This is a genomic window from Solibacillus kalamii (assembly GCF_002174535.1).
Classification (GTDB): domain Bacteria; phylum Bacillota; class Bacilli; order Bacillales_A; family Planococcaceae; genus Solibacillus; species Solibacillus silvestris.
Genome location: NZ_NHNT01000005.1, coordinates 69778 through 88396, shown reverse-complemented (window position 1 = coordinate 88396; position 18619 = coordinate 69778). Strand labels below are relative to the sequence as shown.

Sequence of the window (18619 nt, the reverse complement as noted above, 5' to 3'; positions counted from 1 at the left end):
GGCTCTGTATGATAGAAACCAGAACTATCAATTGATAGTTCTGGTTTATTTGACGTTAAACGCTTATTATTGTAAACTAGGTTACATAAAGTAACTTAATAAAAAATAAAGGTGATAAGATGAAAAAAATAATGGCTATTTTAGAAGATAAAATTCAGCTTGTACGTCGTGATGATCTGCAAAATATTGCAGTTGTCGGACCGGTTAAGCTACCTATAAAACAAGAAAATCTAGAAGCAACATTCCAGTGGTACTCATGGACAACTGTTGAAAAAAACCAGACGAAAGAACAGGTAGTAGACTCTGTATCATCGATGCATTTAGCTTTTGGCCAGCAGTCATCTGTACTTGTGTATGGTGATTTTGCCAATCAGGATGATGCATTGATCCGTATGCACAGCATTTGTCATACAGGTGATATTTTTGGTTCACAGCGTTGTGACTGTGGCTATCAACTACATGAATCCATGAAGATGATTGTTGAACACGGCTGTGGCGCTATCTTTTATTTGGCAGATCATGAAGGTCGCGGTATTGGTCTGTTTTCAAAATCACTTGCTTACTTATTGCAGGAAGAAGCGTTTGATACGGTGGAAGCGAATCATGCACTTGGTTTTGAAGATGATGTCCGCTCATATGATGATGCAATCCGAGTATTGCAAGTCCTGCGGGCAAAACCGGTAACGCTCATTACGAACAATCCGAAAAAACTTGCAGCACTGCAGGAAAACGGTTTACTTGCGGATGGCCATATTCCATTATGGGGCGGCCTGACGGAAACGAATGAACAGTACTTGAAAACTAAAGTAGAAAAGTCTGGACATATCGGAATTGTTGAAAAGTTAACTGTGTAAGGAGAATTTCAAATGAAAACTGATCAGGACTATATGCAGCTTGCGCTTGAATTGGCAGCAAGTGCCAGAGGGAATACAAATCCAAATCCGCTAGTTGGAGCCGTTATCGTAAAAGATGGTGTCATTGTCGGTACAGGACTTCATCGAAAAGCAGGGGAACCCCATGCAGAAGTACATGCGGTGAATATGGCAGGTGAGCATACAAAAGATGCGACAATTTATGTCACACTGGAACCATGTTCACACTACGGCAAAACACCACCTTGTGCGAAGCTGTTGAAAGAAAGCGGATTTAAACGCGTCGTCGTTGCCACGGAAGATCCGAATCCTGAAGTAGCAGGGCGCGGTATTCGTCTTTTACGGGATGCGGGAATCGAAGTGGAAGTCGGTGTGCTTCAAGAGGAAGCACAAAAGCTGAATGAACGCTTTATTCATAATATGCTGACAGAGCGTCCGTTTGTAGTTGCGAAATTCGCCATGACACTTGACGGCAAAATTGCGACATATAATGGTCATTCACAATGGATTACAGGGGAAGAAGCACGCGCGGATGTGCATGAATTGCGTCATGAAGTGGACGGGATATTAGTCGGTGTTCAAACGGTTTTAAATGATAATCCAAAGCTGACGACTCGTCTTAACGCTGATCGACAAGGTCGTAACCCGATTCGTGTCGTGTTGGATAGTACTTTGAAAACACCGGTTGATGCACATATTGCGGACACAACGGAAGCTCGTACAATCATTGTCACTTCACTCGATTCTGATGAAGAAAAGGCACAGCAATTGGAGCGTAATGGTGTTGAAATTATTCGAGTAGAAAAAGAAATAACAGGCTTGCACATAGAGGATATGTTGAAAGCATTATATAATAAGGGTATTACGCATCTGCTTGTTGAAGGTGGGGGCAATGTGAACGCATCATTTTTACGAGGCGGCTTCATTGACCAGTATATCGTGTATATCGCACCGAAAGTATTGGGCGGGAAAAACTCCATTACACCGTTTACAGGAACTGATGTAGAAACAATCGATTTGGCAAATCAGCTTGAATTCGGTGAAGTCACTCACGTCGGGGAAGATTTGCGTATTATTGCCTATCCAAAGAAGGCTGGTTTACATGATTAAAAAAGTGGATGTATGCATTGTTGGCGGTGGTCCAGGAGGTGCGCTTCTTGCCAATATATTGGCGAAAAATAATGTGTCTGTTCTTTTAATTGAACGGACAAATGGCTTTGCAAAGGCATTCCGCGGGGAACATTTAAATGAAGAAGGCGAGCGGATTTTAAAACAGTATGAGCTATTCGAACGAATTGAACAGCTCGGTTTGCTGCGTATGGAAACATTGGAATATTGGATGAGCGGTGAAAAGTTTAAAACAATTGAACCGGATCCGGCTGTAGGGCATTTAGGCATCCATGTTCCGCAAGCTCATTTGCTTCAAGCAATTATCGAGCAGGCACAAGGCTATCCAACGTTTAACTATTTATTGAATACAACGGTTAAAGAGCTTGTTCAAAATGAGCACGGACAATATACAGCAGTTCGCGCCAAACAAGGTGAAAACGATATGACAATTGAGGCACAGCTTATCATCGGTGCGGATGGGCGCTATTCAACAGTTAGAAAATTGGCGAATTTGGATGTAACGATCCGCGAACATGGCTATGATCTGCTCTGGGCAAGAATACCGGCACCTGCAAATTGGACACCTTCCATTAAAATGGCCCTTGTTGATGGCATGCAAATTTCCTTGTTTACACAGGCAAAAGGATTTGTACAAATCGGCTGGAATATTAATAAAGGAAGCTATCCGGAATTACGCAAACAGCCTTTTATGCCGTTTATTGAAAAACTCGTAAAAGCATTTCCACAATTGGCCCCTGTTGTACAGGAACATATCCAGTCATGGAAAGACTTTGTGCTGCTTGATGTATTCAGCAGTACAACGGAGCAATGGGGAAAAGAAGGCGTTGCATTGATCGGGGATGCTGTGCATACGATGACTCCGACCGGCGCGTACGGATTAAATAGTTCGTTAATGGATGCCCATGTGCTGGCACAAATGCTGCTGGAAAATGAGAAATTTGATTTTGTCAGCTGCGCAACAGCACGAAAACAACAGATTGAAAAAATCCAGGCAATTCAAATAGAAAAAGAGCAAAAGTTTTATGAAGCTTTTCTCGTATTAAGTTAGGTGAGGGATATGAAATTCGGATTTGACATTGATGATACGTTAATCGATTTACGTCGACATGCGTTTCATTTATATAATAAAAAATTGAACAAAACGATTGGCGAAGATGTGTTTGATACAATTGGAACTGTCGAAATCCATGAACCATTTGGGTTAACAAATGAAGAAGGCAGCCAAATGTGGAAAGACTCAATGGAAGAAATCTATTTCACGGATTGTCCAAGCTTTGAAGGCGCAAAAGAAGTATTGAACGCTTTAGCAGAAGAAGGGCATGAAATTTACTATATTACATCCCGTCCGAAAGGGTATTGTGAACAGACCCGCGCATGGGTAAAAGCACAAGGGTTTCCGGTTGTGGATGAGCGTTTTTACTGCGGTATGGCAGACCATGAGAAAATCGATATTATCAAAAACCTGGAACTTGATGTATATGTAGATGATAAACCAGCTGTTTTAAACACATTGGCTGGTAGCACTACGAAAGTAATCGTGAAAAACCAGTCATATAATCAGACTGTGGAATATACACGTCTTACAAGTTGGGATGAATTCAATAAACTGGTCGGTTACGCATCGGTGTAATCGATATGGGAAAGTCACGGAGCCATTCCGGGACTTTCTTTTTTATATAAAAGTTAAAATAGTTTGAATTTTTTCCTTTCAAGAGAAAGAATATGTGGTATTGTTAACAGTGTATAGACATACTGGTTGGAGGATTTTACTATGATAACACAACAACATTACGAAGCAAGCGTTCATTACAACGGGATTATATTACTGTCGGCCTACTTACAACGTCAATATGTATATCGTACAATTCAAGTACGTCTGAATGGAGCAAGTGAAGAACCATTAAATAAAGTGAAAAATATGCTTGAACATACAGAACTGATGCTTAATATTTTCGAGGAATCTAAAGATTTGATGGAAGGCCAGCGCAACAAACTCAAATCTTTCGCAGATCAGGTTGCCCTCCTGATGCAAAACTATATTAAAGAAGAGCCGGATTTTAAAGAGCGTTTAGCAGTTGTCGGATCGACACTTTACTCGGAGCAGCTGATGAATAATGGAATTATTAAACTCGGCTATATTTTTAAACAAAACATCGGCAAAGATTTTCCGGCACGCGTCAAGTTTTACGAAGAACGTACAAAAGTAATCGACGTGATGGTACAGCTCGTATCGGAAGGAAAAGAAATCGAGAAGGGCATGCAGGACATTTTAAACAAATGGTACGACGGCATTGCCATCCAGAAAAAAGGCATAATGGAAGACCTGTCGAAAATCAATGAAATGCTTGATTTTAAAGCGGAGTAATTAAGTCCATTATCAAAACGGTTAATTTCAAATATAGAAAAAAGCCATTTTTTCTCTCAGAGAAAGAATGGCTTTTATGGTTAATAAGCTTATGCCCGTTCGAAAAATACTTTATCGATATTGTATTTTGACTGGAATTGATTGATTGCAAATGTTTCGTAAATTTCACGTTCCATTGGATCTTCAATTTCATATACTTCAATTTTGTGAATTTCAGCACGGTGGTTTTTCATTGGTGAAACATTGTCTTCAAAATGCTTTTTGATACGTTGACGGATTTTACGTGCTTTACCTACGAATAAAAGCTCGTTCTTTTCATTATAGAAGAAGAAGATACCGCCTTTATCACGCGTAATTTTATGGAAATCAATAAATCCGAAGTATGGTGTAATTTCAACATCCCCTGGTTTTAACACTTGTTCGCGTTGACGAATTACTAAATCTGGTTTTGGCATTTCAATTTTAATCAAACTGTTCACGTCCCTAAATTATTCTAAAAGTTTATTTTACACGATAATACGATAAAATGCTATTGATATAGTAGGCCAGGCATTGGCGAATAATAAAATAAGCGGATTTTTTACCGTTATTTTCAAAACTATGGATATTTCCGACAATATTAAAGAAATTTCCTTAATTAACTATACGAAGTGTATACATATTATCCGACGCTATATAATTAATTTTATTTTGTCAATCACTCCGAACAAGACTAAATCAATACCATAATTTACATACTTTTAAGCTAATAAAAAACTGCTTCTAACAAACCCAGTCAAGCAAAAAATTCTAACTTTACTGCTAGTTAAGATAATTTTTGAATTTTCGCTTTCTTTTTCCTCGAAGTTTATCTATTGTAATAGTAGTTTGTTCAGCTAAAAACAGTTATACATAAACATCAGTTTAAAAAGAGAGAAGGAATCGTATGCAAAAATATAAAGGTGAGCTGCTCATGCTCATCACCGCCGTCATGTGGGGGAGCGGTTTTGTAGGAATGGCGAAAGGGCTTGAACATTGGACCGTTTTTCAATTGATGGCCGGGAGATTTTTATTAGCTTCCATTATTTTAAGTTTCATTTTCTATAAAAAATTAAAACTCATTTCAAAAGCTGTGATATGGAAAGGTGCGATTCTAGGCGCAATCTTGTTTATCGCCTTTGCCCTACAGACCATGGGCTTGGAATATACAACCCCATCTAAAAATGCATTCTTGACAGCGATAAATGTCATTATCGTTCCAATTATCGCTTATGTCATATACAAAAGAAGAATTGACCGGTTTGAATTTATCGCAGCTGGTGTAGCAGTTGTCGGAATTGGATTTTTATCATTGCAGGATTCGATGACGATTAATTTTGGCGATTTCCTGTCGATTCTTTGTGCGGTCGGATTCGCTTTCGATATTTTTTATACAAATGTATTTGTTAAAACTGAAGATGCTTTAGCGCTGACAATTGTCCAGTTTTATACGGCGACTGTCCTGAGTGTAGTTAGTGTTGTCATGCTAGGGGAAGTGCCGACGACTTATACTTCAGAAGGGTTGGGCATCATTGTGTACTTGGCAATATTTTGTACTGCTGTGGCGTATGTATGCCAAAATATCGGCATGCAATATGCAAACCCTACGAAATCTGCCATTATTTTATCAACGGAATCATTGTTCGGTACGATGTTCTCCGTCCTTATTTTAAATGAAATTTTAACTGGGCGTATGCTTGTTGGTTGTGTTCTTATCTTCTTTGCGATTTTGTTTGCAGAAGTCAAACCGACCTTTAGACGTAAGAAATCCTATATATAATGAACAGCCATTTTAAGCAATCCGTTTAAAATGGCTGATTTTGTTTATTATTATAGAAATACGGAAAAGGATAAGAGATGAATTCAGGGGAGGACTGGTTATATGTTAAATTATACGCGAAATGGTTCCGGGGAAGTTGTAGTATTAGTACATGGATTTTTAGGGAGTACAGCAATATTCGAAAAAATTATGGAACCTTTAACAAAGCAATTTGATGTCATTGCAATCGATTTACCAGGGCATGGAAAAAGTGAAATGCCGGAAGGGGAATATACAGTTTATCGCTATGCCGAGGATATAATCGATGTATTAGTGACGGAAAAAGTTGAAAAGGCTTATTGGATTGGGCATTCGATGGGTGGCTATATTACATTGGCGGCAATCGAGAAACAATATTCTAAAATCGAAAAGGCCGTCTTATTGTATTCATCCGACTCATCGGATACACCGGAAGCAATCGATAAAAGAACGAAACAACAAGAAGAGATTCAGGAACATGGAACAGGCTCGTTCGTAGACGGAGTGATTCATAACTTCCTTGCGCCCGATGCGAAAACGGAAGATGTGCTGTTTGCAAAAGAAGTTGCCTATGAAGGAAAAGAAGAAGGCCTTGTTGCAGCACTCGGTGCCATGAAATCACGTCCAAACCAACGAGATCTTGTCGATACAATATCAATTCCAATTCTCGTCATTGAAGGAGAACAGGACAAAGCTGTCACACCGATTACGACATCCAACCCGAATGTGGAGAAAGTAAAAACTAATACAGGACATCTTGGTATGGTGGAAGATTCTCAAACGGTAGCAAGAGAAATCATTCGTTTCCTGAACAGCTAAAACTAAAAAGAGAGGGACCCATCTTTTGGGTCCCTCTCTTTTTAACTGTATTCCTTTTTCAAATATAACGTAATCCAATTAAAGCATTCGTTTTTCTCTAAATTGGAGATGAGACCAATAATGATCGCATTTCTTGGATTTTCACTTTTTAGTTCTTCTATTAATAATTGGAGGGAATCGAGTTCCAAATTGTTCGTCGTCTGCTGTTGAAGCAACATCAGTTCCTCCACTATATGATCAATCGAATAATTTTCGATCCGTCTGTAAAACTGTGAAGTATTTTGCAACAGCGCTATTTTACTTTTTGTCGCTAATAAAGTTGTCTTCTCAACAAGCGAATCTGCAAACCTCACCGCATCAAATGTCTGGCACGAGTCGAAAATATACTGCATATACGATTGAACCATCCCATTTACAATAACGACTAAATCATATTGTCGTCCCTCGATTTGTTCGCCAAATACTTCAAATAGCAGCTTTTCCAAATTTTTATTGGAAAGCTCTACATAATAATGAATCCGTTCAATTAATGCCTTATTGATGGCAGAAACGTTTTCCTTCATCAAAATATCCGCAAATCCAGCATAGTGTGACAATACTTTCATAGTATGAACAAAGTAGATATGGAGCTTTTCTGAAGGGGTATTACCTTCACTGACTGCTTGGTCAACTTCGCGAATTATATTGTTCATAAAATGTTCAATAATAGAAAAGACGAGCTCGTCTTTGGATTTAAATGATAAATAAAAAGCACCTTTAGAAATGCCGCAATGATCGGTAATTTGCTGTACTGACGTAGCTTCTATCCCTTTTTCGGCAAATAAATGTAGTGCTGAATCGATTATCAATTGTTTTCTTGTCATAATATTTTCAAGCCCCTTTCAATTGACACGTGACCGACTAGTCATTATTATAGAATGGTGGTTACATATAGTCAAGAAAGGTAAGGTGGAACTGTGAGGGGCTTGGTTAATTTCGTATTAAAGAATAAGCTTGCAGTATGGTTACTAACAATCATTATCGTGTTTTCCGGTATTTATTCATCCACACGTATGAAAATGGAGTCGATTCCAGATATTTCGATCCCGTACCTAATCGTTATGGGTGTTTATCCTGGGGCAACACCAGAGCAAGTAATGGATGATCTTTCAATTCCTTATGAAAAGGCAGTTGAAAGTTTAGAAGATGTAAAGGCTGTATATTCTACATCTTCATCAAATGTTTCACAAGTTCAAGTGGAATATGAATATGGCGTGGATATGGATGAAAAGAAACGTCAGTTAGAAGCTGCTTTAGATAATATTGAGCTTCCTGAAGGTGCACAAGAACCTTCAATCATGGCAATCAGTATGAACATGATGCCTGTTATTGCATTATCAGTAAGTAGTTCGGATGAAGATATTGTTGAACTGACGTCGACAGTAGAGAAAATAATTTTGCCGAAACTGAACAAAATTGACGGTGTTGCATCTGCGACAGTTACAGGTCAACATCTTGAAGAAGTTGCCTTCACATATGATGAAGAAAAGATGGAACAATTAGGTTTAACGGAAGAATCTGTTAAGCAAATGATTCAGGCAAGTGACCTTGCAGTCTCGTTAGGATTATACGAGTTTGAAGATGGCGAGCAAGCTGTTGCAGTTGACGGCAAGTTCAAAACAGAAGAACAGTTAAAAGAAATGCTGATTCCTGTAACACCTTCTGAAACCAACCCGGTTCCTTTCGTAAAACTGGGGGATATTGCTGAAATCGAAAAAGTAGGTAAAGTGCAATCAGTATCTCGAACAAATGGTAAAGATGCGATTGCGATTCAAATCGTAAAAGGCCAGGATGCCAATACGGTGACTGTAGCAAATGCAGTTAAAGATTTAATCGAAGAAGAGCAGGAAGCAATTTCAGGTCTTAAAATCGATATTTCTTTAGACCAAGGGAAACCAATTGAAGATTCCGTCTTTACAATGGTTGAAAAAGCGGTATTTGGTGGTTTAATCGCAGTATTAATTATCCTATTATTCCTGCGTGACTTTAAATCAACTATTATCTCGATTATTTCAATTCCAGTGTCAGTATTCATGGCTTTAATGGCATTGCACTGGCTGGATATTACGCTGAATATTATGACGCTTGGTGCGATTACGGTTGCAATCGGACGGGTAATTGACGACTCCATTGTAGTAGTAGAAAATATTTATCGTCGTATGCATTTAAAAGAAGAAAAATTACAAGGCCGTGCGTTAATTCGTGAAGCAACAATTGAAATGTTCAAGCCGATCATGTCTTCAACATTAGTAACAATTGCAGTATTCGCACCACTTGTATTTGTAGGCGGTATGGTAGGGGAATTATTCGTACCATTCGCATTAACAATGTCATTTGCTTTAATCGCATCATTAATCGTTGCGATTACAATCGTACCTGCACTTTCACACACTTTATTCCGTAAGAAAATTTACGGTGAAAAGTCTGAAAGTCAGCATAAAGAAGTCGGTAAGCTTGCAGTAACATACCGTAATTTCTTGGAAAAATCTTTAAACCATAAATGGATTTCGTCAATTATTGCGATTGTTCTATTAGTTGGTTCACTAGCGCTAACACCATTAATCGGCTTTAGTTTCATGGGTTCTCAAGAAGAGAAAGTAATGTATTTAACATACACACCTGGTACTGGCGAATTGATGGAAGAGACACTTGCGAATATTGAAGAAGTAGAAAAAGAATTATTGAAACGTGAAGATATCGATATTTTACAATTATCGGTGAACACAGAACCTTCTACTGATGCTGCTTCAATGATGACTGGCGGTGGTGCAGGCGGTGGTTTAATCTATGCGATTTTCGATCCGGATATGGAAGATTTCCCGAAAGCGAAAAAAGAAGTAGAAGACTATATCTTTAACATTGGCCAATCCGGCGAGTGGAAAACGCAAAACTTCGCTATGGGTATGTCATCGAATGAAGTAAGCTATACACTATACAGTGAAGATTTAGATAAGTTAAACGAAGCAGTTGCTCAAGTAGAAGATGTTCTAGTTGATGTTAAAGGACTTGATGAAGTTGAGTCTAATGCTTCTGCACCATATGTAGAAAATGTAATCAAAGTAGATCAGGAAAATGTATTACAATACGGTCTGACTACTGCTCAAATTTTAATGGCTTTACAAACAAATAATACAAAAGAAGTGCTGACAACTGTTGAAAGTGACGGCGCTGATATTAATGTAGTTGTTCAACGTGAAGCAAAATCTGCAGCAGCGGATATTGATGAATTATTGGATACACCGATTCAAACGGCAACTGGTCAAACAATGACAATTGGTGACATTGTTGAACTTGAAGAAGGTACGACTTTAAATTCATTATCTCGTCAAAAAGGCGAATACTTTGCGACTGTATCTGCAACGATCACAGACAAAGATATATCAAAAGCAACATCTGCAGCAGATGAGAAAATTGCTGATCTAGAATTACCGAAAGGCGTTACAACTGGTGTAGGTGGTGTGGCGGCAGATATGGCTGAAACATTTACTCAACTAGGGGTTGCGATGATTGCAGCTATTGCGATTGTTTACTTTATCTTAGTTGTAACATTCGGTGAAGGTTTAGCACCATTTGCGATTTTATTCTCTTTACCATTTACAGTAATCGGTTCATGGATTGGATTGTTCGCAACAGGTCTTACAATTTCGGTTTCTGTTATGATGGGATTACTGATGTTAATCGGTATTGTTGTCACGAACGCGATTGTACTTGTTGACCGCATTATCCGTATGGAACATGAAGGCATGAACATGCGTGAAGCAATTCTGGAAGCCGGTGCAACTCGTTTACGTCCAATCTTAATGACGGCGATTGCAACTATTGGTGCAATGTTACCAATGGCATTCGGCGGTGCTGGCGGCGGTCTGATTTCTCAAGACCTTGCTGTAACAGTAATTGGTGGTTTATTATCATCAACATTATTAACATTAATCATCGTACCGATTGTATATGAAGTGTTATCAAAAATGCTGAAGAAGAATCGTAAAGATGTAAAAGACAATTAATACGAACAGCCTGTAAGAAGTAATTTCTTGCAGGCTGTTTTTTATAGTAAAGTTATGGGTATAGAAGAAAAGTTTTGATATACATAGCGGGAGGCATTTTATGAAGAAACTATTGTTGTTCAGTCTATTAGCTGCAGTCATTTTCAGTTTTGGTTCGATTTCTGCCGAAGCAGCGTCAGACGCAATCGGGCTTGGTAAATACCCGGTGCAAGTAGTTGCGAAAAAGAATACGGAACTAAAAGATGAACACGGCACCATCATAAAAACTGTAGCAAAAGGTGAGAAGTTATTATTGAAAGCATTAAAAGGTACATCCGGAGTTATCAACTATTCTTCCAAAGAAGCCCACATCCCTTTAACCGATGTTCACTATATCCAGTTAGTCGATGGTTCGAAAATAATCACGTCCGATGAAGTGGCAGCAAAGCTAAAGCTCGTTTCTCAAATGTATCCATCACTGACGAAATTGAAGATGATCGGGAATTCGGTTGAGGGACGTTCTTTATATTCATTAAAAGTTGGAACGGGTAAAAAGGAAGTATTGATGGATGCATCTTTTCATGGACGTGAACATATGACGACAAATGTATTGATGGAAATGATTGATACATATTTAAAAGCATATGTGAACGGAACGAAAATTGGAAAATACGATGTGAAGAAACTTTTAAGTGAAGTGAGCATCGTATTTGTGCCAATGGTGAATCCTGATGGGGTAACACTGGCGCAAGGAGGCAAAGTAAAAACATCGATGACAAAGCTTAAAGCAATGAACAACAACAGCACCAATTTTAATCGTTGGAAAGCGAATATAAACGGTGTCGATCTGAATCGTCAATTTAATGTGAACTGGCATTTAATCAAAACGACAAAGCCCTCATTCAAAGAATATAAAGGAAAAGCGCCAAATACTGAACCGGAAGCGCTTGCGATCAAAAGACTGATTGACCGTGGGGATCATTTAGCGTATATTTCATATCATTCTTCCGGTCAACTTATTTACTGGAGCCAAACGAAATCAAAGTTCAGCCGAACGAAAAAGTTGGTGAAAGGGGTATCGTCCATTACCGGCTATAAAGTAATGCCGGTAACAAAGAAAAATGAACCAATAGCGGCATCTGAAGATTATTTCACAAAAGTAAAAGACCGCCCTGCAATGACAGTTGAAATCGCGCCATATGCCGGAGAAGCATCCGTTCAGTTAAAAAGATGGAATAATGTTTGGAAGCAAAATAAAACAGTCGGACTTTATATAGCCAATGAGGCCCGGAACTGGTAAAAAAACTGGTGAACCCCGATTATGGAGGTTCACCAGTTTTTAGTTTGTTTCTTGAGCGGGCATTGTCCGTTTATGTTTAGGAACGAAAAGTACGACAATAAAGGCAACGATTGCTAATAGGAACATATAGAAATACGTCGAACTAGCCGCATTTGCATAACTTTCGTTTACCTGAACGGATGTACCCGTTAACTGCAGTGTATACACTGTTACGATGACAGCCGTTCCGATTGCACCAGCAAGTTGACGGATTGTATTGTTTACGGCAGACCCGTGTGAGGCCAGTTCTCTTGGAATCGCATTAAGGGCAGCCGTATTTAACGGCATTGTAATAAATGCCAGCCCAATCCGTAAAATAATGGTGCGTACTAGAATATATACATACGAAGTAGTAGAAGATAAGTCGATAACGAGCCACATCGAAAGTGCAACTAAAACTAAACCGAATATAAATAAAGGCTTCGCTCCGTACTTATCAAATAGTTTCCCTGTAACCGGTGACAAAAACGCATTGATAATCGCACCGGGAAGCAGCAGTAATCCTGCATCCAATGCAGAAAAACCACGGCCATCCTGTAAATACATCGGGAGTAAAATCAAGTCTGCATACATGATGATCGTAATTGCGACATTTATAATCGTCGTCATGGAATACATTTTATATCTGAATACCGATAAATTCAGTAAAGGATCCTGTGAAGACAATTGACGTTGGCAAAACAGAAAAATAATGATCAATCCCGCACCAATCGTTGTTAAAATAACTCCATCATCCCATCCGCGGCTTCCGGCACTACTAAACCCGAACAATAAGAGACCGAATCCGAATGTTGAGTATATTAAGCTGATCAAATCGATTTTCGATTTCGCACCTTCATTTACATTCATCAAGTATTTATACGCTAAGACAATAATAATAACGATAAATGGAATTAAGCTGATGAACAGCCAGCGCCATGATAAATAATCAATAATAAATCCAGCAAGAGTGGGGGCAATGGCAGGTGCAAAAATAATTGCAAATCCGACTTTCCCCATAATAGCGCCCCTTCTTTCTTCAGGGAACAAGTAGACAATTACGGTCATCATTAAAGGCAAAATAATACCTGCTCCTACAGCTTGAATCATACGTCCTGTTAAAAGCATGCCAAAGTTCATCGCACATGCTGCGACAACAGAACCGGCTAATAAAAATAGCATCGCACTAATAAACAGTTGGCGTGTTGAGAAGCGCTTCATTAAAAATGCCGTAATTGGAACCAAAATTCCGTTCACAAGCATAAAGCCTGTTGCGAGCCATTGAATTGTTGTAGGCGATACCGAAAAGGTGTTCATTAAATCACTTAGTGCGACATTGAGTAATGTCTGATTTAAAGTGGAGAAAAAACAGCCTGCAATCATGACGATCAGCAGTATTTTTCTTGTTTGTTCCGATAATTCATTTTGCATTTTAAAACCCCTTACGCTACGATAACTTTATAGACAGTTTGTCTAATAAGTATTTTAACAATGAGCAGGAGCCTTTGACATACACAATATTAACCACTTTGTAGACTAATCGACAAATTGTTCGAATATGTAGATTTAATAATATTTAATAGACAGGAATGGTAAATCTGATGATGAAAATAGATCCACGAACAATCCGTACAAAAGAAATGTTAAAGAGAGCGGTATTCGAACTTTTGGAAGAAGGAGTAAAGCTTAGTCATTTGTCTGTACAAAAAGTAACAAAGCAAGCAACGTTAAACCGAACAACATTTTATTTGCATTATGAAGATATCAATCATTTGATGGATGATTTAACAAAAGAGATTTTCAATGAAGTAACTGAAAAAATAACAGATTTAAACCATATTCACCTGTTAAACGAAAAGGAACATTTAGTTGAGCTGCTCCATTATTTGGCCTCGCAAAAACACGCTTTACGATTACTTTTCCAGTTTGAACAATTTGAAAAAGTGCTATTTCAATTAATAAAACAATTGATTGATACGAGAAGGCTGAACAGTGACCGTGTTTCGTCGAAATCACTTGTCGACAGTCATATAAAAGCGGCTTCCATTGTCGGTGTGATCTCGTGGTGGTTAAAAGATGGCGGGTATTTAAATGCGACATACATTGCTGATCAAATCCACCTTTTGTACAGAACATAGTTTAGTTGTTCTTCAAAGCTAAACTATAGTTTGTATACAACCCCTGAAATTATCAAATCCTTTTCATTTATAAAAATGGCAGCCATAAAATCTGGGCATATGTAATTGACTAATTTCTGAATTCATAATATATTAATATATGAGTATATGTTCATATATAAAATAAAAGGGGGCATTTTAAATGGGAGAGCACCATCATCACCATCATCATTCACATAGTACGAACAAGAAAGTACTGTTTATATCCTTTTTAATTATTACCGGGTTTATGATTGTCGAAGCGATTGGTGGGGTGCTGACGAACAGTCTTGCGTTGCTTTCTGATGCAGGACATATGTTAAGCGACGCCGTTTCACTTGGAATTGCATTAATGGCCATTGTATTTGCACAAAAAGTAGCAAATGCCAGTAAAACATTCGGCTACAAACGTATTGAAATATTGGCTGCCACACTAAATGGACTGACGTTAATCATCATCGCGCTGTTTATTTTTTATGAAGCGATCGGTCGTTTCATGAATCCGCCTGCAGTTGCTTCAACCGGGATGCTCGTCATCAGCAGTATCGGATTGGCAGTAAATATTCTAGTGGCATGGATTATGATGCGCGGTGCGGATACGAAGGGAAATTTAAATATGAGAGGCGCCTATTTGCACGTGATCAGTGACATGATCGGTTCAATCGGTGCCATTGTTGCCGCGTTGCTTATACTGTTCTTTGATTGGGGATGGGCAGATCCATTGGCCAGTGTCTTTGTAGCTGCGCTTGTACTTCGCAGCGGATATCATTTAACGAAAGCTTCATTGCATATTTTAATGGAAGGCACACCTCAGGATATAACTGTTGATGAAATCATAGAAACGATTGAGAAATATGAAGAGGTAAAAGCTCTTCACGACTTGCACATCTGGACAATTACAAGTGGATTAAATGCGTTGTCATGTCACGTTGTTGTAAATGATGACTTGACGATTAAGGAAAGTGAGCAATTTTTAGAGAAAGTTGAACATGATCTTCTACATCAAAATATTCATCACGTGACGATTCAAGTTGAAACAACTACGCATCCGCACGACCATTCGGTTTATTGTACAGCGAAGCAAGATTCAAGCCATCAGCACCACCACCATCATTAATCAATTACGCCTGGCGTATAAGAGAAAAGAGGGTTAAATCGTATGACAATGGAAAAAAGAACCCAACATGAATTGGATGAAGAAACATTGTTTGTCGTTTCGCAAACGTTCAAGGCGTTAAGCGATCCGACACGAATCCGTATTTTAAACATGTTATGCTGTGAAGAGCATTCGGTAAATGACATTGCAGAAAAGCTCGATTTAAATCAGTCGGCGGTTTCCCACCAGTTACGTTTTTTGAAGAATTTACGTTTAGTAAAATTCAGGCGTGAAGGGACGACATTGTATTATACAAGTGCAGATGAACATGTTATCAATTTGCTCCATCAGGCAATCGATCATGCTCATCATTAATTAAATAGAAACAGTCAACAACACGTAAAAGTTTTCTTTAATGAACGCTTACGTGTTTTTTTCATTGGTTTCGACATTGAAGAATGTAGGGTATATCAATAAACGGAAGTCGCAAACTAAAATCGTTGCCCATTTACATGATGGCAGCAGCAAGTTTACAAATCATTTAAAGTTGTTGAATTCTAAAATAATGGAGGTTTTTCAATATGAAAGTTGTAGCAATTGTAGGAAGTATCCGTAAAGAATCATACAATCTAAAAATCGCAAAAAATATTCAGGCACGATATGCTGATAAGTTCGATTTGGAAATTCTGGATTTGACCCCTCTGCCGATGTATAACCAGGATATTGAAATGGATCCTCCAGAAGCTGTTATAAACTTTAAGGCAAAAGTAAAAGAAGCTGATGCTATTCTTTGGATAACACCTGAATATAACGCTACAATCCCCGGTGTGTTAGGGAACGCCATCGACTGGCTAAGCCGTGTGGATAAAGTGATGAACGGCAAACCATCCATTATAATGGGGTCATCAATGGGAATGTTAGGTTCTGTTAAAGCTCAAATGCATTTGCGTGATATTTTATTTGCAATCGGGTTAAATTCCCCGGTTTTACCTGGTAACGAAGTGTATATTGGAGCAGTTCATGAAAAAATCGATGCGCTAGGACAGCTGACAGATGAAGCGACAATCGCATTTTTAGACGGCGTGATTGCGAACTTCCTGGAATGGATGAAGAAGTTTTAATATTGCTGGCACCTCTTTTTTCAGAAGAGGTGTTGTTTTTTATAAAGGCGAGTTTTCCTGGAAATGTTACTGCAACAAAAGAGACTCCGACGGTAAGGTCCAGTGTAGATGATAAAGATATCGCATTTTGTCAATAGAATGGTGTGACGAAAAAATATTGTTTTAAGTGAAAGAAAACTCCTTAAATCTGCTTTTTTATTTACTATAGTTTTTATCTATCAAAATTATAGGAAGTATCTAATGGACGAAAGACGAATCTCTCATTACAATATAGATAAGGCGATTAAAAAAATTAGGTAACGGATTTTTTAATTGGCTATATGGATTTACAGAAATTCATCGTAACATCGAACTAAAAATATTATTTTGGGGTGATTGTTAATGGGAAAAGATTTAAGTCAGTTCATCAGAAATGAAGCGTTTTTAAACAAAGTTGTTTCAGCAGAGGAAGCCGCGTCTTGGATTGAAGACGGCATGAATCTGGGAATGAGTGGTTTTACACTTTTCGGAGAGCCTAAAGAATTTCCTCTTGCACTTTCTAAACGAGGAGAGCAGGAAAATTTCAAAGTAAATCTATATACAGGGGCATCATTAGGTCCAACTGCCGACCAATCGATGGCAGAAGCAGGGATCATCAACTTACGTGTGCCTTATCAAGGTAATGCGATTATGCGCGGTAAAATCAACAACGGTGAAATTTACTATATTGATCAGCATTTATCACATACAGCGGAAGAAGTACGTAAAGGTTCACTAGGTAAAATTGATTATGCGATTATTGAAGCAGCAGCAATTACAGAAGACGGTCTCGTAATTCCAACAGGTTCTGTAGGGAACTCACCGATTTTTGTAGAAAAAGCTGAAAACGTGATTATCGAAATTAACACAACAGCCCCAACAGCATATGAAGGGCTTCATGATATTTATGTTCAAAAAGCACAAGGCGAGCGTAAAGAAATCCCTATCTACAATACAGGGGACCGAATTGGTGAAATCGGAATTAAAGTCGATCCTGCGAAAGTAAAAGGGATTGTTTTATCGGAGCAGCCGGATATTCCGTCACCATTATTCGAGCCAAACGAGGAAACACAGAAAATTGCCGATAATTTATTAGCATTCTTGGCAAATGAAGTGGAAGTAGGGAATTTACCAGAATCTTTAGCGCCGCTACAATCAGGCGTTGGTTCGGTAGCAAATGCCGTATTAAACGGCATGCAAAAGTCTCAATTTAAAGATCTTGAAGTATTCTCGGAAGTACTGCAAGATGGTGTGTTTGACCTGATTGATGCGGGTATCGTTAAATTTGCTGCAGGTACAGCATTCTCACTTTCCAAAAAGCGCGTAGACTCACTAGCGGAAGACTTGGAGAAGTACAAAGATAAAATTATGTTCCGACCACAGGAAATTTCGAATAACCCGGAAGTAATTCGTCGCTTAGGTGTTATTTCGTTTAACACAGCAATTGAAGTCGACATTTACGGTAACGTCAACTCAACTCATGTTAACGGCACAAAGATTATGAATGGTATTGGCGGTTCGGGTGACTTTGCACGTAATGCACGCATTACTATTTTCGTAACATCTTCATTAGCGAAAAACGGGGCTATTTCAACAATCGTTCCATTCGTTTCACATATCGACCATACAGAACACGATGTCGATGTCATCGTAACGGAGCAAGGCTATGCGGACCTTCGCGGACTTCCACCAGTGAAACGTGCAGAGAAATTGATTGAAATTGCACACCCGAAATATAAAGAACAGTTACGTGCTTATTTCGAAGAGGCAAAAGAAAAAGTAGGCGGGCAAACACCGCATATCCTCGAAAAAGCATTCTCATTCCATAACAATTTAAAAGAGAATGGGACAATGTTATTTGAAGACGACAAAATTAAACACTAAT

General features: G+C 38.6%; 17 protein-coding genes. 14 read left to right on the top strand and 3 right to left on the bottom strand.

The window, feature by feature from the left end:
- The first annotated feature begins 119 nt into the window (after positions 1 to 119).
- The 5 genes from CBM15_RS09430 to CBM15_RS09410 all read left to right on the top strand — a co-directional run bounded on the left by CBM15_RS09430 (position 120) and on the right by CBM15_RS09410 (position 4368).
- On the top strand, positions 120 to 854 hold the full coding sequence (locus tag CBM15_RS09430; protein WP_008407110.1) for a GTP cyclohydrolase II: 735 nt from the start codon (positions 120 to 122) through the stop codon (positions 852 to 854).
- Between the two features lie 12 nt (positions 855 to 866).
- Positions 867 to 1982, top strand: coding sequence for a bifunctional diaminohydroxyphosphoribosylaminopyrimidine deaminase/5-amino-6-(5-phosphoribosylamino)uracil reductase RibD (ribD, locus tag CBM15_RS09425; RefSeq protein WP_087617281.1), 1116 nt, complete (start codon positions 867 to 869; stop codon positions 1980 to 1982).
- Positions 1975 to 3051 (top strand): FAD-dependent monooxygenase, encoded by a 1077-nt coding sequence (locus tag CBM15_RS09420; RefSeq protein WP_087617280.1) that lies wholly within the window; start codon positions 1975 to 1977, stop codon positions 3049 to 3051. The genes ribD and CBM15_RS09420 overlap by 8 nt, the downstream gene beginning before the upstream one ends.
- A 9-nt stretch (positions 3052 to 3060) precedes the next feature.
- Positions 3061 to 3633 carry a 5' nucleotidase, NT5C type gene (locus tag CBM15_RS09415; protein ID WP_087617279.1) on the top strand — a complete coding sequence of 191 codons (573 nt, stop codon included), beginning with the start codon at positions 3061 to 3063 and terminating at the stop codon, positions 3631 to 3633.
- A gap of 141 nt (positions 3634 to 3774) precedes the next feature.
- Entirely contained in the window at positions 3775 to 4368 is a 594-nt protein-coding gene (locus tag CBM15_RS09410) for a transcriptional regulator (RefSeq protein WP_087617278.1), read from the top strand.
- Between the two features lie 89 nt (positions 4369 to 4457).
- Here CBM15_RS09410 and CBM15_RS09405 read toward each other — a convergent pair whose 3' ends face one another.
- Complete coding sequence (locus CBM15_RS09405; RefSeq protein ID WP_008407105.1) at positions 4458 to 4838, bottom strand: nucleotide excision repair endonuclease; 381 nt, start codon at positions 4836 to 4838, stop codon at positions 4458 to 4460.
- A 455-nt stretch (positions 4839 to 5293) separates the two neighbouring features.
- Here CBM15_RS09405 and CBM15_RS09400 point away from each other — a divergent pair, with 455 nt between their 5' ends.
- The gene (locus CBM15_RS09400) at positions 5294 to 6166 is read left to right on the top strand and encodes a DMT family transporter (protein ID WP_087617277.1); all 873 of its coding nucleotides are present in this window, start codon (positions 5294 to 5296) and stop codon (positions 6164 to 6166) included.
- A 102-nt stretch (positions 6167 to 6268) separates the two neighbouring features.
- A complete protein-coding gene (locus CBM15_RS09395) occupies positions 6269 to 7003 on the top strand; it encodes an alpha/beta fold hydrolase (RefSeq protein WP_014823907.1) in 735 nt (244 codons plus the stop codon).
- A gap of 41 nt (positions 7004 to 7044) precedes the next feature.
- Here CBM15_RS09395 and CBM15_RS09390 read toward each other — a convergent pair whose 3' ends face one another.
- A complete protein-coding gene (locus tag CBM15_RS09390; RefSeq protein ID WP_087617276.1) occupies positions 7045 to 7866 on the bottom strand; it encodes a TetR/AcrR family transcriptional regulator in 822 nt (273 codons plus the stop codon).
- 93 nt (positions 7867 to 7959) lie between these two features.
- Here CBM15_RS09390 and CBM15_RS09385 point away from each other — a divergent pair, with 93 nt between their 5' ends.
- On the top strand, positions 7960 to 11046 hold the full coding sequence (locus tag CBM15_RS09385; RefSeq protein ID WP_087617275.1) for an efflux RND transporter permease subunit: 3087 nt from the start codon (positions 7960 to 7962) through the stop codon (positions 11044 to 11046).
- Positions 11047 to 11146: 100 nt separating this feature from the next.
- Positions 11147 to 12325, top strand: a complete 1179-nt coding sequence (locus tag CBM15_RS09380) for a M14 family zinc carboxypeptidase (protein ID WP_087617274.1) — start codon at positions 11147 to 11149, stop codon at positions 12323 to 12325.
- A 39-nt stretch (positions 12326 to 12364) separates the two neighbouring features.
- Here CBM15_RS09380 and CBM15_RS09375 read toward each other — a convergent pair whose 3' ends face one another.
- On the bottom strand, positions 12365 to 13774 hold the full coding sequence (locus CBM15_RS09375; RefSeq protein WP_087617273.1) for an MDR family MFS transporter: 1410 nt from the start codon (positions 13772 to 13774) through the stop codon (positions 12365 to 12367).
- Between the two features lie 170 nt (positions 13775 to 13944).
- Between CBM15_RS09375 and CBM15_RS09370 the strand changes: the two genes are divergently transcribed.
- The 5 genes from CBM15_RS09370 to CBM15_RS09350 all read left to right on the top strand — a co-directional run bounded on the left by CBM15_RS09370 (position 13945) and on the right by CBM15_RS09350 (position 18618).
- Positions 13945 to 14481, top strand: coding sequence for a TetR/AcrR family transcriptional regulator (locus CBM15_RS09370; RefSeq protein WP_087617272.1), 537 nt, complete (start codon positions 13945 to 13947; stop codon positions 14479 to 14481).
- 181 nt (positions 14482 to 14662) lie between these two features.
- On the top strand, positions 14663 to 15616 hold the full coding sequence (locus tag CBM15_RS09365) for a cation diffusion facilitator family transporter (RefSeq protein ID WP_087617271.1): 954 nt from the start codon (positions 14663 to 14665) through the stop codon (positions 15614 to 15616).
- A gap of 42 nt (positions 15617 to 15658) precedes the next feature.
- Positions 15659 to 15970, top strand: a complete 312-nt coding sequence (locus CBM15_RS09360; RefSeq protein WP_008407096.1) for an ArsR/SmtB family transcription factor — start codon at positions 15659 to 15661, stop codon at positions 15968 to 15970.
- A gap of 206 nt (positions 15971 to 16176) precedes the next feature.
- Positions 16177 to 16716 carry an NADPH-dependent FMN reductase gene (locus CBM15_RS09355; RefSeq protein ID WP_087617270.1) on the top strand — a complete coding sequence of 180 codons (540 nt, stop codon included), beginning with the start codon at positions 16177 to 16179 and terminating at the stop codon, positions 16714 to 16716.
- A gap of 381 nt (positions 16717 to 17097) precedes the next feature.
- Positions 17098 to 18618, top strand: coding sequence for a succinate CoA transferase (locus tag CBM15_RS09350; protein WP_087617269.1), 1521 nt, complete (start codon positions 17098 to 17100; stop codon positions 18616 to 18618).
- The last annotated feature ends 1 nt before the right edge of the window (position 18619 follow it).

Coding starts and splice junctions, on each gene's coding strand:
- CBM15_RS09430 (WP_008407110.1), top strand. CDS start 120: ATGAAAAAAATAATGGCTATTTTAGAAGATAAAATTCAGCTTGTACGT.
- ribD (WP_087617281.1), top strand. CDS start 867: ATGAAAACTGATCAGGACTATATGCAGCTTGCGCTTGAATTGGCAGCA.
- CBM15_RS09420 (WP_087617280.1), top strand. CDS start 1,975: ATGATTAAAAAAGTGGATGTATGCATTGTTGGCGGTGGTCCAGGAGGT.
- CBM15_RS09415 (WP_087617279.1), top strand. CDS start 3,061: ATGAAATTCGGATTTGACATTGATGATACGTTAATCGATTTACGTCGA.
- CBM15_RS09410 (WP_087617278.1), top strand. CDS start 3,775: ATGATAACACAACAACATTACGAAGCAAGCGTTCATTACAACGGGATT.
- CBM15_RS09400 (WP_087617277.1), top strand. CDS start 5,294: ATGCAAAAATATAAAGGTGAGCTGCTCATGCTCATCACCGCCGTCATG.
- CBM15_RS09395 (WP_014823907.1), top strand. CDS start 6,269: ATGTTAAATTATACGCGAAATGGTTCCGGGGAAGTTGTAGTATTAGTA.
- CBM15_RS09390 (WP_087617276.1), bottom strand. CDS start 7,866: ATGACAAGAAAACAATTGATAATCGATTCAGCACTACATTTATTTGCC.
- CBM15_RS09380 (WP_087617274.1), top strand. CDS start 11,147: ATGAAGAAACTATTGTTGTTCAGTCTATTAGCTGCAGTCATTTTCAGT.
- CBM15_RS09375 (WP_087617273.1), bottom strand. CDS start 13,774: ATGCAAAATGAATTATCGGAACAAACAAGAAAAATACTGCTGATCGTC.
- CBM15_RS09370 (WP_087617272.1), top strand. CDS start 13,945: ATGATGAAAATAGATCCACGAACAATCCGTACAAAAGAAATGTTAAAG.
- CBM15_RS09365 (WP_087617271.1), top strand. CDS start 14,663: ATGGGAGAGCACCATCATCACCATCATCATTCACATAGTACGAACAAG.
- CBM15_RS09360 (WP_008407096.1), top strand. CDS start 15,659: ATGACAATGGAAAAAAGAACCCAACATGAATTGGATGAAGAAACATTG.
- CBM15_RS09355 (WP_087617270.1), top strand. CDS start 16,177: ATGAAAGTTGTAGCAATTGTAGGAAGTATCCGTAAAGAATCATACAAT.
- CBM15_RS09350 (WP_087617269.1), top strand. CDS start 17,098: ATGGGAAAAGATTTAAGTCAGTTCATCAGAAATGAAGCGTTTTTAAAC.